The organism is Burkholderia sp. Bp9143 (assembly GCF_003853645.1).
In the GTDB taxonomy this organism is placed as follows: Bacteria; Pseudomonadota; Gammaproteobacteria; order Burkholderiales; family Burkholderiaceae; genus Burkholderia.
Genome location: NZ_QTPO01000059.1, coordinates 38842 through 52188 on the forward strand (window position 1 = coordinate 38842; position 13347 = coordinate 52188).

At 69.7% G+C, this 13347-nt stretch carries 9 protein-coding genes and 2 pseudogenes; 5 read left to right on the forward strand and 6 right to left on the reverse strand.

What is annotated here, in order from left to right:
* Positions 1-70 precede the first annotated feature (70 nt).
* Together DIE23_RS33070 and DIE23_RS33075 are read left to right on the forward strand one after the other, a co-directional pair.
* Positions 71-1087: an ABC transporter substrate-binding protein gene (locus DIE23_RS33070; RefSeq protein WP_124616292.1), complete on the forward strand. Its 1017-nt coding sequence runs from the start codon at positions 71-73 to the stop codon at positions 1085-1087.
* Between the two features lie 113 nt (positions 1088-1200).
* On the forward strand, positions 1201-2511 hold the full coding sequence (locus DIE23_RS33075) for an MFS transporter (protein ID WP_124616295.1): 1311 nt from the start codon (positions 1201-1203) through the stop codon (positions 2509-2511).
* Positions 2512-2570: 59 nt separating this feature from the next.
* Here DIE23_RS33075 and DIE23_RS33080 read toward each other — a convergent pair whose 3' ends face one another.
* Entirely contained in the window at positions 2571-4361 is a 1791-nt protein-coding gene (locus tag DIE23_RS33080) for a sensor histidine kinase (protein ID WP_124616297.1), read from the reverse strand.
* The gene (locus DIE23_RS33085; RefSeq protein WP_124616299.1) at positions 4358-5005 is read right to left on the reverse strand and encodes a response regulator transcription factor; all 648 of its coding nucleotides are present in this window, start codon (positions 5003-5005) and stop codon (positions 4358-4360) included. Before DIE23_RS33085 ends, DIE23_RS33080 begins: the two co-directional genes overlap by 4 nt.
* 307 nt (positions 5006-5312) lie before the next feature.
* Between DIE23_RS33085 and DIE23_RS33090 the strand changes: the two genes are divergently transcribed.
* Positions 5313-5765 (forward strand): hypothetical protein, encoded by a 453-nt coding sequence (locus DIE23_RS33090; protein ID WP_124616301.1) that lies wholly within the window; start codon positions 5313-5315, stop codon positions 5763-5765.
* A 102-nt stretch (positions 5766-5867) separates the two neighbouring features.
* Entirely contained in the window at positions 5868-7886 is a 2019-nt protein-coding gene (locus DIE23_RS33095) for an LssY C-terminal domain-containing protein (RefSeq protein ID WP_124616303.1), read from the forward strand.
* A gap of 15 nt (positions 7887-7901) precedes the next feature.
* Here the strand turns inward: DIE23_RS33095 and DIE23_RS33100 are convergent.
* The 4 genes and pseudogenes from DIE23_RS33100 to DIE23_RS33115 all read right to left on the reverse strand — a co-directional run.
* Positions 7902-8141: pseudogene (locus DIE23_RS33100) on the reverse strand (DNA-binding protein); the annotation flags it as partial.
* A gap of 26 nt (positions 8142-8167) precedes the next feature.
* Positions 8168-8722: a protein tyrosine phosphatase gene (locus DIE23_RS33105; protein ID WP_124616305.1), complete on the reverse strand. Its 555-nt coding sequence runs from the start codon at positions 8720-8722 to the stop codon at positions 8168-8170.
* A gap of 186 nt (positions 8723-8908) precedes the next feature.
* A complete protein-coding gene (locus DIE23_RS33110; protein ID WP_124616307.1) occupies positions 8909-11377 on the reverse strand; it encodes an alpha/beta hydrolase fold domain-containing protein in 2469 nt (822 codons plus the stop codon).
* A complete protein-coding gene (locus DIE23_RS33115) occupies positions 11364-13091 on the reverse strand; it encodes a GMC family oxidoreductase (protein ID WP_124616310.1) in 1728 nt (575 codons plus the stop codon). Before DIE23_RS33115 ends, DIE23_RS33110 begins: the two co-directional genes overlap by 14 nt.
* 92 nt (positions 13092-13183) lie before the next feature.
* On the opposite strand from DIE23_RS33115, the pseudogene DIE23_RS33120 reads away from it, so the two are divergent.
* Positions 13184-13347 (forward strand): annotated as a pseudogene (locus DIE23_RS33120) (RNA-guided endonuclease TnpB family protein); the annotation flags it as partial.

A 13347-nucleotide genomic window follows, 5' to 3' on the forward strand; every position in this document is an offset into this window, starting at 1 on the left:
CGAACGCACGGCCAAGCCTGACGCCGGCTGCCGCATTGCCGCTGGCCGTCATGTGCACGGAGGCGTGCGCATGACGACGTCGCCGCGCCGCCGCGCGTTGCTCGCCGCCGGCCTCGGCATGCTTGCCGCGCCGTCGCTGGTGCGCGCGAAGCCGCGCACGGTGCGGATTTCGAAAGGCTATGGCGTGCTGTACCTGCCGCTGCTCGTGATGGAGAAGCAGCGCCTGTTCGAGCGGCACGCGGCGAGGCACGGCCTGCGCGACGTCGCGGTCGACTGGGTGCTGCTCGACGGCGGCAATTCCGTCAACGACGCGATGATGGCCGGCACGCTCGATTTCGCGGGTGCCGGCGCACCGGGCTTCATCGAGCTGTGGGCGCGGGCGCGCGGGATTCCGAACGTCGAGGTGATCGGCATCAGCGGACTGTCGACCACATCGCTGTCGCTCAATGCGAACCGTCCGGGCCTCGCGTCGCTGCGCGACTTCACGCCGTCCGACCGGATCGCGGTGCCGGGCATCCGCACGTCGCTGTCGGCGGTCGTGCTGCAGATGGTCGCGAGCCGGCAGCTCGGCGCGAAGCATTTCGCGCAACTCGACTCGATCACCGTGAACCTGCCGCATCCGCAGGCGATGCAGGCGCTGATCCGCCGCGAGAACGGCGTCACCGCGCACTTCACGTCGCCGCCGTTCTCGACGCTCGAATTGCGGCAGCCGGGCATTCATCGCGTCGTGAATTCGGTCGACGTGCTCGGCCCGATGACGCTCGACGTCGTGTTCGCGCCGAAGCGGCTCGTCGATACGGAGCCCGCGCTGGCCGCCGCGTTCCTCGGCGCGCTCGACGAAGCGAACCGCCTGATCGCGCAGGACCCGCGCGCGGCGGCCGCGCTGTATGCGGCGTCGTCGGGTGTCGGCGTGTCGCACGACGACGTGATGCAGATGCTCGCCGCGCCGGACACGCGTTTCTCGGTGCGGCCGAACCAGCTGATGGACTACGTCGAATTCCTGTATCTCGCCGGCACGATCAAGGCGAAGCCGCGCACGTGGAACGAGATGTTCGCGCCGATGCTCGACGACTACCGGACCGGCTGACCGCCGCCGTCCGCCGCCGAACCCCATTTTCATCGAATACCACCGCGCCCGCGCGTGCGTCGCGCGCGGCGCCGATTCAACCGACAAGCAACCGATTCACGGAGGAGCCCGCAGTGAATGCCACCGAAACCCTGGACCCCGCGTCCGCCGAAGAGCAGCGCATCATGTCGAAGATGGCGCGGCGCCTGCTGCCCATCCTCGTCGTGATGTTCCTGATCGCGTTCATCGACCGGCAGAACGTCGGCTTCGCGAAACTGCAGATGGTGCACAGCCTCGGGATGACGGAGGCCGCGTTCGGTCTCGCGTCGTCGCTGTTCTTCATCGGCTACCTGCTGTTCGAAGTGCCGAGCACGCTCGCGCTGCATCGCTACGGCGCACGCGTGTGGCTCGCGCGGATCATGCTGACGTGGGGCCTCATCACCGTGCTGATGGGCTTCACGACGTCGATGCCCGCGTTCTGTTCGCTGCGCTTCCTGCTCGGGATCGCGGAGGCCGGCTTCTATCCGGGCGTGATCTATTACCTGACGCTGTGGTTCCCGCAGAGCTACCGCGCGAAGGTGCTCGGCATCTTCACGCTCGGCAGCGCGCTCGCGAACATGCTCGGCTCGCTGGTCGGCGGCGTGCTGCTGAGCCTGAACGGCGTGTGGGGGCTCGCGGGCTGGCAGTGGGTGTTCGTGGCGACGGGCATCCCGGCCGTGATCGTCGCGATCGTCGTGTTCCGCGTGCTGCCGGCGTCGTTCCGCGACGCGCCGTTCCTCGACGAACGCGAGAAGCAGATCGTCGCGGCCGCGCTCGAACGCGAGAAGCCGGCGCAGGCCGAGCATGCGCAGCCGTGGAAGGCGCTGCTCGATCCGCGCGTGATGCTGTTCGCGGCGACCTACATGCTGATGTCGACGTCGCTGTACGGCGTCACGTACTGGCTGCCGACGCTCGTGAAATCGTTCGGCGTGTCGAGCAGCACGAACGGCTTCCTGAGCATGCTGCCGTGGGCGCTCGCGGTGGTGCTGCTGGTGTGGCTGCCGTCGAAGCTGCGCCGCGCGAAGAGCATCCTGCGCACGATCGCGATCGTCGCGGCGCTCGGCGCGCTCGGCTTCCTGCTGAGCCTCGTGCTGCCGTCGACGCCGCTGCGCTTCATCGCGCTGGTGCTCGGCGGCGCGTGCATCCCGCTGCTGTATCCGTGCTTCTGGTCGATGCCGCCGCGTTACTTCACCGGCGCGCGTGCGGCGGCGAGTGTCGCGGCGATCAACTCGATCGGCAACCTCGGCGGCTTCTTCAGCCAGAACCTGATGCCGTTCGCGGGGAAGGTGACGGGCACGGCGTTCGGGCCGATGATCGTGCCGATCGTGTGCCTCGCGTTGCTCGGGATCGGCGCGCTCATCGCGTGGACGCGCTCGGAGCGGGGGATGGTGGCGGCGCGGGCGTGATGCGCGGCGGGAGCGGGGTGCAGCCCTCGCGGCAGCATACCGCCCCCGCTGCTTCAACCTTACCCCTCCGTCCGCGACGTCCCCCGTCCGTCATGCGCGAGCGCCACATGCGCGGACGACACCGGAATATCCACTTCCACCGTCGTCCCTTCGCCGAGCGTCGTATCGATCCGCAGCGTGCCGCCGACGAGATACGCGCGCTCGCGCAGCCCGACCAGCCCGAACGATCCCGACTTGCGCGGCGCGCCGGGATCGAAGCCCGCACCGTCGTCGCGAATCGTCAGCGCGATCGTCTCGTCCAGGTACACGAGCGTCACGGTCGCGCTCGACGCGGCCGCGTGCCGCGCGACGTTCGCGAGCGCTTCCTGCGCGATGCGGAACACGGCCGTCGCATACGGTTCGTCGAGCTGCAATTCGCCCGGCTCGACATGCAGCGTGCACGCCATGCCGTGACGGCGCTGGAAATCCTCCACGAGCCATTGCATCGCGGCCGCGAACCCGAGGTCGTCGAGCATCAGCGGACGCAGGTCGGACGCGATGCGCCGCGTCGCCGTTACCGCGCCGCGCGCGAGCGCATGCATCGCCGCGATCTTGCGCGCCAGCTGCGCGTCGTCCTGCGGCACGTGGTCGAGCAGCCATTCGAGATCGTTCTTCAGCGTCGCGAGCGTCTGCGCGAGTTCGTCGTGCAGTTCGCGCGCGATGCGGCGCTGTTCGGCCTCGCGTGCGCTCGCGCTGATCGCAGCGACTTCGCGCAGTTCCTCGCGCGACGCCTGCAGCGCCCGCTCCGCGCGCACGCGCTCCTCGACTTCGCGCCGCAGGTCGCGGTTCGACGCGCTCAACTGCGCGGTGCGCGCCGCGACGCGCTGCTCGAGCCGTTCGTTCGCCTCGTTGAGTTGCGCGCTCTTCTGCATGACGAGCAGGTGCTGATAGCGCGCGCCGGCCAGTGCGCGCACGGTCTGCGCATGCAGCCGGCCGTTCTCGAACAGCAGCGCGAACAGCACGACGCTCGACGCGACGAGTCCGTAGGTACGTCCCGCGTAGAAGCCGAGGTCGAAGCGTCCGTGATTCAGCATCGCCGACAGCGCGATATCGAACAGCCAGGCGACGAGCACGATCATCACCCACAGATCGAGCACGGAATGGCGGCGCTGCCGCCACGTCAGCACGAGCGCTGCAAGGTTCAGCGCCCAGACGAGCGCGATCGCGTTCGTCATCGTCGACGCCATTCGGTTGCCCTGCATGATGCGCGGCAGCAGGTCGTGGCCGGCGGTCGCGAGCAGCGCGAGCGCGACAGTCGCGCCCGCGGCCGACATGATGCAAAGCAGTATCGGGATCGCCGCGTGGCGCTGCTCGAGCGATGGCGGGCGGGCGGGCGGCGCCACGCGCAGCAGCACATACGCGGCGACCGCCAGCGGAAATCCGCCGTGCCAGAACAGATAAAGCCACGCGGTGGTCTGTTCGCCCGCGCCGAGCAGGCCCGTCGGCGAGAACAGCCCCGGAAAGGTCAGCATGTGCGTGCCGGCCATGAAGCCCGTGAACAGGTAGCCGCCCGCGAGCGCGAGCAGCGATTTCTCGCGCAGGTTCGCGTACTGGCCGAGCAGCAGGCCGGCCGTCACCATGTCGTTGACGACGATCGCCGACTGGTACACGGGAATGAAGCCCCACACGCGAGCGAGCGGCATGCCCGCGAATGGCGCGAGGACGCCGAAGATCACGGCCGACACGATCACGGTGGCGATCGCGAGTCGCAGCTCGCGTCGGTCGGGCGGCAGCGACGACATGAACAGGCGCGACGGTTCCGGCGCGTCGTCGTCGGTGTCGGCGGAGCGGAAGCGGAACGCGGGCATCATGCGTCGTCGACGCCGAGGTCGAGATCGTGGCGCATCGCGTAGCGCACCAGCGCGGCTTCGTGCGGCAGTTCCATCTTCTCGAGGATGCGCGTCTTGTAGGTGCTGACCGTCTTCGCGCTCAGCGTGAGTTCCGCCGCGATCCGCGTGACCGTCTGGCCCGCGACGATGCGGCGCATCACGTCGAGTTCGCGCGCGGACAACCGCTCGTGCGGCAGCATTTCAGCCGGGGCGCGCAACGTGCGCGCGAGGCTTTCGGCCGCCGACGCGCTCACGTACACGCCGCCCGCCGCAACCTTGGTGACGGCCTGGACGAGCTCGGCGGTCGCGCTGTCCTTCGTCAGGTAGCCGGTTGCGCCGGCCTTGAACGTGCGTGCCGCGTACTGCGTCTCCGCATGCATCGTCAGCACCAGCATGCGCAGCGACGGCGCATGCGTCCTGACCAGCCGGATCAGCTCGATACCAGTCGGCGCGGGCATCGACAGGTCGAGCAGCAGCACGTCGGCGGCGCAACGTTCGGCCAGCGCGAGCGTGGCCGCGCCGTCGCTCGCCTCGCCGACGATCTCGAAACCGCCGGCCGTTTCCAGGATGTGACGCAGTCCGTCGCGCATGACTGCGTGATCGTCAGCCAGAATTACCCTGATCATCTAGCGGTCCTCTTCGGGATGACGCCGCGGGCTGTTCCGCCGGTTGTCGCCGCGGCCGTTCTTCTGACCAATATATTCCGCCGAAACCAAAAATGGAGCACCTGCGGGAAATTTTTGAGATACCGGGATGTCGAATGTGTCCTGAAGCGAAATAATCGTCGTGAAATGGTACAGGCGATAGGGCCAGATAGGGCGGGTATTCCCGAGGAATGGTCGCCGTCGGGCGGGCGGCATGCCTCGCGGACCGTCCTGATTCAGAGATAAACTGGTGCCCGATTGCACCGTCCCGACCCGAGGAGCCGCCACGATGATCGATCTCGCCGACATCCTGCCGTCCGCGTTGCCCGACGCCGTCGCGTGGGCCGACGCGCAGGCGGCCCACGGGCTCGCGCAGGGCGTGCCGCTGACGCCCGCGCAGGCCGACGACGCGCGTACCGTGGGCGTCGCCCAGCCGGACCGGATCCGCGTCGTGGTCGCCGACCGGCTGCCGTTCCCCGACACGCCGGCGCTGGGCGCGATCGCGCGCGACACCGGCCTGTTGTCGCCGGGAACGATCGGCCTCACGCTCGGCCATGCGGTGTTCGTGCTGCGCGGCCATGACACGCGACGCCTGCTCACGCACGAATTCCGCCATGTGCATCAGTACGAGGAAGCCGGGTCGATCGGCGCCTTTCTCGAGCGCTATCTGCACGAGATCGCGACCGTCGGCTACCACGACGCGCCGCTCGAGGCCGACGCGCGGCAGCACGAGTTCGACTGACGCCGCCCGCCGGCGCGACCGCGCGCACACGCCGATGAACCTTCTCCACGCCATCGCCGGCCCGGTGCAGGCACGCCGCGCCGCCACGCCGCGCGGCCCGCGATGAGCGACACGATCCACGCATGGCTCGGCGCGATCGGCGCGCACCCCGCGCTCGTGCTGGCGGTCGTGTTCGCCGCCGCCTGTGCCGAGGCGATCGCGCTGATCGGCACGGTCGTGCCGGCCGGCGCCGTGATGTTCGCGGCCGGCACGCTGATCGGCGCGGGCGCGCTCGACGGCTGGACGACGATCGGCGTCGCGGCCGCCGGCGCGATCGTCGGCGACGGGGTCAGCTACGAGCTCGGACGCCACTACCGCGGCACGATTCGAAACGGGTGGGTCCGGTTGGGCTACGCGGATGCCTATGCGCGCGGCGAGCAGTTCGTGCTCCGCCACGGGATGAAGAGCATCGTGCTCGCGCGCTTCCTGGCGCCGGTGCGCGCGGTCGTGCCGGTCGTGGTCGGCTGCGCGACGCTGCCGCGCCGGTCGTTCTACCCGGTCAATGTCGTGTCGGCGCTGATCTGGGCGCCCGTGCACGTCGCGCCGGGCATCCTGTTCGGCGCGTCGGCGGTGCTGGCCGCCGCGATCAGCGTGCGGGTCGCCGCGATCCTGCTGGTGATCGCCGCGCTGGTCGCGCTCGTGTGGATCGGCGTGCGCGTCGCGCTGCGGCGTGGCTGGCCGTTGCTGTGCCGTGCGGCCGGCGCAGCCGTGCATGCAGGCGCGCGCCGCTGGCCGCGCTTCGATGGCTGGCTGCGCGACGCGATCGAGAAGGGGCGCCGCCTGCCGGGCGCGGTGCCCGTGTTCGCGCTGCTGTTCGTCGGCTGCGTGTGGCTGTTTGCCGGCATCGTGCAGGACATCGTCGCGAACGATCCGCTGATGCACGCCGACATCGGGCTGTATGCGTTCCTGCAGAACCTGCGCACGCCGCCCGTGGATGCCGCGATGCGCGCGCTCGCGGTGCTGCACGGACACGATACGGGGCTGATCGTCGCGGCCGCGTTCCTCGTCTGGCTGATGATCCATCGCTGCTGGGTGACGTCCGCATGGTGGCTCGCGACGGTCGGCATCGCGGTCGTGCTGGTGCCGGCGTTCGGTGCCGGCCCGCCCGGCACGACGCCCGCGAGCCTGCCGCCCGGCGCGCTGCACGTGCCGCTGCCCGACGCCGATGCGGCGTTCGCGATGCTCGCGAGCAGCGGCATCGGCTGGGTGATCACGCGCGACCGGCCGGCGCTGTGGCGCATTCCGGTGGTGACGGCTGTCGCGCTGTGGATCGTGCTCGGCGGCTTCGCGCGGCTGTACGTCGGCGATACGTGGTTGTCGGGCTTGCTCGGCGGCTGGAGCCTCGGGCTCGCGTGGTTCGCGGTGCTGGCGGGCGCCTACGCGTACTGGCAGGTGCGCGAGCATGTGCAGCCGCGGGGCGCGCTCGTCGCGGTGCTCGTCGTGCTCGCGACGACCGGCGTCTGGACCGTGCCCGCGCAGTGGCAGCTCGATCGCGCGGCGCGTCCGCACGTGGGCGACGTCGTCGCGATGACCGTCGATCAATGGATGCGCGGCGGGTGGCAGCGCGTGCCGACGCGGCGCACCGAGATCGGCGGTGATCGCGAGGAATATCTGCCGCTGCAATGGTGCGCGACGTCTGACACGCTCGACCGCCATCTCTCGCTGGCCGGCTGGCAACGCGCGACGCCGTGGTCGCCCGCCACCGCGCTGCGCTGGCTGGTGCCGCAGGTGCCGGCCGATGCGCTGCCGGTGCTGCCGCGCTATACGCACGGCGAAAGTACGCGCCGCGTGTTCGTGCGCGTCGATCCGGCCCGTCCGGACAGCCGCCTCGTGTTGCGGCTGTGGCGTTATCCGTACGTGCTGCAGGATGCGCTCGGCATGCGGCCGCTGTGGTACGGCGCGCTGTATCGCGAGACGCTGCATCGGCCCGCGCGGCTGATGACGATCGTGCGCACGACGACGGTCGACGATGCGGCGACGATCGCGCAGGTGCTGCAGGTCGAGCCGACGATCGAGCAGCCGCCGGCGGGGATGAGCGCGGCGCCGGCCGCGATGGTGCTCGTGTGGATGGTGCAGCCTTGAAACGCGGGCACCGCGTCAGGCGTGCGCCGGTTGCGCGGGGACGACGGACAGGCGCAGGCCGACCGTCTTGAGCACCGCGAGCAGGGTTTTCAGCGTCGGATTGCCGTTGGGCGACAGCGTGCGATACAGCGATTCGCGGCTGATCCCGGCTTCCGCCGCGACCGCGCCGAGCCCGCCCCACGCTTCCGCGACCGTGCGCAGCGCGAGCAGCGCGGCCGCACGGTTGTCGGGATCGTCGAGCGATTCCATCGCGACGGGCGACCCGGCAGGTCCGACCTGCGTTACTGCTTCGCGGGCGCGGCCGTCGCGACCTTGTCGAGCGCGACCGGGATGAAGGCGTCGAGCTGAGCGGTCACCGATTCGTAGAAGTCGATCGGCTTGCCCCACGCGTCGGGCACGTCCTTGTGCGCGCCGGTCGCGTACTCGGCGAGCGTGAAGACCTTGCCCGCGGCCGACGGATAGAGCGCGAGCACCTTTTCCTTGTGCTTGTCGGTCATCGTCAGGATCACGTCGGAGTGCTTCACATCATTCGCGTTCAGTTGCACCGAACGATGCGCGGACGTGTCGATCCCGCGCCGCTTCATCAGGATCACGCCGTTTTCCTCGGGCTTTTCGTCATACGGATCCTCGTCGACCGCGCGCGAGATCACCGCGATATGCGCGTGCCGTTGCACGATCAGTTGTCCGGCGATCGCTTCGGCCATCACGCTGCGTCCGGTATTGCCCGTATCGACGAACGCGACCTTCTTCGGTTCGTCCGCGAATGCCGACGTCGCGCACTGGACGCCCAGGCAACAGAGCAGGGCAAGCGTCTTGAGGGTGTGGCTTCTTTTCATTTGTGTCTCCGCCAGAGTGGGGTGATCGTCGCCACGGCATGACACCGAGGCTTGCGGAAATCATGCCGGTCGCGTGTGGCGGAAAAAAATAAACGGCCGGTTTTTGCAAGAGGGTGTCGCATTGTTGCAAGCCGGCGATCGAGGGAGCCGTGCTCCACTGCCTCGATCGCCGGCTTCACAGGATCATCACGACGTCGCCGTCACGCGCTGCGCGGCAAACCCCGCCAGCGTCCGCAACGCGTCCCGCGCCGAGCGCAGATAGAACGCCTGCAGATGAAACACGTGCCAGCGCGCGGCATGAATCTCCAGCCGGCACGGCACGCCGCAGGCGAGCGCATGCGCCGCGAGTCGCTGCGCGTCCGACAGCAGCACTTCCTGGTCGCCGGCCTGCACCAGCATCGGCGGCAGGCCGCGCAAGTCGGTGTCGAGCGGACCGCGCGCCGCAATCGAGCCCGCGCCGTGATACCAGCGCAACCCCTGTTCGAGCCAGCCGCGACGGATCATCGGATCGTCGTGGCGGCGCGATGCGAGCGTGTCGCCGCCGAGCGCCGGGTCGGTCACGGGCGAGATCAGCAGCAGCGCGGCCGCGGCGGGCTCGCCGCGCTCGCGCAGCGCAATGGCGAGCGCCAGCGCGAGCGCGCCGCCGGCCGAATCGCCGGCAATCACGATCCGGTGCGGCGCGTAGCCTTGCGTGCGCAGTGCATCGTATGCGGCCAGCGCATCGTCGAGCGCCGCCGGGCTCGGATGCTCGGGCGCGAGCCGGTAGTCGGGCACCCACACCGGCAGGCCGGCTTCGGTCGCGAGCCGCGTCGTCACGCCGCGATGCGTATGCGGGCCGCCGAGACAGAACGCGCCGCCGTGCAGATAGAGGATCGCGCCGCCCGCGTCGCCGCGCTTCGGCGCGATCACTTCGACCGGCACGCCGGCGGCGGACGTCCGGTAGCGCAGCGTGCCGCCCGCGCCCGGCATCAGCGGCGACAGCAACGCGACGACGCGGCGCTGCATGCGTGCGCCGAACGGCGGCCCGATCAGCGGGCGGAATGCAACCCGCAGAAAGCCGCGCAGCGAAGCGGCGGCAAGAGCTTCCATCCGGCCGTCGGGCGGCGCGACGACGGCACCGTGCGGCGGCGTCAGCGTCGGTGTCGGCGTCGCGGTGCCGGGCAGCGGCTGCGTGAAGCGATACGCGGACAGCCCCGTGAAGCGCGTGATCCATCGATAGGTCAGCGTGAAGCCGGGCCAGTTCGTGCTGTTGTGGCCCGACGCATCGACGTACCAGCTCTTGCAGCCGCTCCACACCGAGCCTTCGAGCCGCTGCTGCACATGCGTGTTGTAGCGCCGGTAGCGGCGCGGATCGACGTCGATCGCGCGCGCGCCGTCCCGCCGCATCGCGCGCACGCAGCGCATCACGTGCGCGATCTGGCTTTCGAGCATGTAGACGATCGAGTTGTGGCCGAGGTTGGTGTTCGGTCCATACAGCATGAAGAAGTTCGGGAAGCCCGGCACGGTGAGCCCGAGATACGCCTGCGCGCCGCGCCGCCACGCGTCGTTCAGGTCGAGCCCGTCGCGGCCGGTGATGCGCATCGGCGACAGGAACGCGGTCGCCGCGAAACCGGTGCCGTAGACGATCGCGTCGACGGGGTGATGCACGCCGTCGTCGGTCTCGATGCCGGTTTCGGTCACGCGCCGGATGCGCTGCGTGACGAGTTCGACGTTGTCGCGGCCGATCGTGGCGAGGTAGTCGCTCGACAGCAGGAGCCGCTTGCAGCCGATCGGATAGTCGGGCGTGAGCAGTTCGCGCAGCACGGGGTCGCGCACGTCGCGCGCGAGCAGCTTGCGGAACGGCCGGCCGACCGCGACATCCATCAGCCCGTGCAGCCGCGTGAATGCGATCGCACGCGACTCGTAGCGCACGTAGATCGATGCGCGATGCAGCTTCATCGCCCACGGCATCCGGCGGAACAGCGCCCGCTCCCACGGGCGATACGCCCGGTCCGGGCGCGGCATCACGTAGGCCGGCGAACGCTGGAACACGACGAGGCGCTCGACGTCGCCGGCGATCGCAGGGACGAACTGGATCGCCGATGCGCCGGTGCCGACCACGGCCACGCGCTTGCCGGCGAGCGGATAGTCGTGATCCCAGTGCGCGGAGTGGAAGGCGCGGCCGCGAAACGTGTCGATGCCGGGCAGCTCGGGCATCGCGGGGCGGCTCAACTGGCCGGTGCCGCTGACGAGCACGACGGCGCTGAGCGTCGTGCCGTCGGCAAGCGTGACGTGCCACAGCGCACGGGCCTCGTCGTACCGCGCGCGCTCGACCTCGGCGCCGAAACGCAGATGGCGAGCGAGGCCGTACTTGCGCGCGCAATGCTGCAGGTACGCATGGATTTCGGGCTGCGGCGCGAACACGCGCGACCAGTTCGGGTTGGGCTCGAACGAGAACGAGTACAGATGCGAGGGCACGTCGCACGCGGCGCCCGGGTAGCGATTGTCGCGCCACACGCCGCCGACGTCGTGCGAGCGCTCGACGATCACGAAGTCGTGAATGCCGGCGCGTTGCAGCGCGACGGCCATGCCGATACCGGCGAAGCCGGCGCCGATGATGATCGCCGACAGCGGCGCGGCCGATTCGGCGGGACGGGAAGCTTCAGGCGACGACATGGCGGGTTTCCTCGAGCTGGATCGCATCGTGCGACGCGCACGACGCAGGAACGGTATCGCGGTGTGCCGGCACGGCGGCCGGTTCGTATTCGGTGTCGGCAGGCGAACGTGCCGGCACACGCCGCACGCCGCGGATCAGGTCGACGGCCTTCTCGGCGATCATGATCGTCGGCGCGTTGGTGTTGCCGCCGATCAGCGTCGGCATGATCGACGCATCGACGATGCGCAGCCCCTGCACGCCGTGCACGCGCAATTGCGGATCGACGACCGCGAGCGCGTCATGCCCCATCCGGCACGTGCCGACCGGGTGATACACGGTGTCGGTGCGCCTGCGCAGCACGTCGCGAATCTCGTCGTCGGTCGTCACGTTCGCGGTGAACAGGTCGCGCGTGATCCATTCGGCGAGCGCCGGCGCTTCCATCAGCCGGCGCGTGATGCGGAAGCCGGCGACCATGTCGTCGAGATCGCGCGGATCGTCGAGGAACGCGGGGTCGATGCGCGGCGCGGCGAGCGGATCGGCGCTGTGCAGCGTGACCGAGCCGCGGCTGCGCGGCCGCAGCAGGCACACATGGCACGACAGCCCGTGGCCGGCGTGCAGCCGGCGCGCATGATCGTCGACGAGCGCGACGACGAAGTGCAGCTGGATGTCGGGTGCATCGAGGTCCGCACGCGTCTTGAGGAAGCCGCCGCCTTCCGCGAAATTCGACGTCAGCATTCCGCGCCGTTCGCGACGAAAGCGCGCGAACTCGCGCAACATGCGCAGGCCGCCGCGCGCGGACACGCCCATCGTGTCGACGCTGCGCGCGCGGTAACCGAGGATGAAGTCCGGATGATCCTGCAGGTTGCGGCCGACGCCGGGCAGGTCGGCGCGCACCGGAATGCCGAGCCGCTGCAATTCGCCGGCCGGACCGACGCCCGACAGCATCAGCAGTTGAGGCGTCTGCAGCGCGCCGGCCGCGAGCACGACTTCGCGCCGTGCGCGCAGCGTGCGAACCGTGCCGTGCTGCCGCACCTCGACGCCCGTCGCACGCGTGCCGTCGAACAGGATGCGCAGCACCTGCGCGTGCGTCTCGACCGTCAGGTTGTCGCGGCGGCCGACGTGCGGCAGCAGATACGCGCGCGCCGCGCTCCACCGCTCGCCGTGCTTCTGCGTGACCTGATAGAGGCCGACGCCTTCCTGCCGCGCGCCGTTGAAGTCGTCGGTGAGCGGCAGCCCGGCCTGTCGCGCGGCCTCCAGGTAGCGCGCATGGAACGGGTTGCCGGTGCGCAGGTCGCTGACCCACAGCGGGCCGTCGCGGCCGTGAAAGGCGTCGTCGAAGCGCTCGTTGTGCTCGCTCAGGCGGAAATACGGCAGCACGTCGTCGTAGGACCAGCCTTCGTTGCCGAGCGCGGCCCAGCCGTCGTAATCGACGCGATGGCCGCGAATGTAGACCATCGCGTTGATCGCGGACGAACCGCCGAGCGCCTTGCCGCGCGGCTGATAGCCGATGCGTCCGCCGAGCCCCGGCTGCGGCACCGTGTCGAACGCCCAGTTGTTCACGCGGGTCGGCAGCATCGCGACCGCGCCGGTCGGCACGTTGACGACCGTGCCGTCGCCGCGGCCGCCGGCCTCCAGCACGCAGACGGTGACGGCCGGGTCCTCGGTCAGTCGCCCCGCGACGACGCACCCGCCCGAACCGCCGCCGACGACGATGTAGTCGAAAGTCTTGCTCATCAGAATTTGCTCCGAGAAACTCCACCGTTGATGGCGGGAAGGAAAGGAGTGCTGTTGACAGGCAGCTTCTTCCACGGGTTAGGATCACCGGCATGATTCTTGTCTACCGCTACCGGGTGAAGTCGCTCAACGGACTGCTTAACAAGCAGAGCCGTGCGGTGAACTACGTCTGGAACTTTTGCAATGACACGCAGAAGCACGCGCTCAAGTGGAACAAGAAGTGGCCATCGGGTTTCGACTTGAACGTGCTGACGAC

What these genes read in the sequence shown, in the direction of transcription:
- DIE23_RS33070 (WP_124616292.1), top strand. Translation starts at nt 71, where the DNA reads ATGACGACGTCGCCGCGCCGCCGCGCGTTGCTCGCCGCCGGCCTCGGC.
- DIE23_RS33080 (WP_124616297.1), bottom strand. Translation starts at nt 4,361, where the DNA reads ATGATGCCCGCGTTCCGCTTCCGCTCCGCCGACACCGACGACGACGCG.
- DIE23_RS33085 (WP_124616299.1), bottom strand. Translation starts at nt 5,005, where the DNA reads ATGATCAGGGTAATTCTGGCTGACGATCACGCAGTCATGCGCGACGGA.
- DIE23_RS33090 (WP_124616301.1), top strand. Translation starts at nt 5,313, where the DNA reads ATGATCGATCTCGCCGACATCCTGCCGTCCGCGTTGCCCGACGCCGTC.
- DIE23_RS33095 (WP_124616303.1), top strand. Translation starts at nt 5,868, where the DNA reads ATGAGCGACACGATCCACGCATGGCTCGGCGCGATCGGCGCGCACCCC.
- DIE23_RS33105 (WP_124616305.1), bottom strand. Translation starts at nt 8,722, where the DNA reads ATGAAAAGAAGCCACACCCTCAAGACGCTTGCCCTGCTCTGTTGCCTG.
- DIE23_RS33110 (WP_124616307.1), bottom strand. Translation starts at nt 11,377, where the DNA reads ATGTCGTCGCCTGAAGCTTCCCGTCCCGCCGAATCGGCCGCGCCGCTG.
- DIE23_RS33115 (WP_124616310.1), bottom strand. Translation starts at nt 13,091, where the DNA reads ATGAGCAAGACTTTCGACTACATCGTCGTCGGCGGCGGTTCGGGCGGG.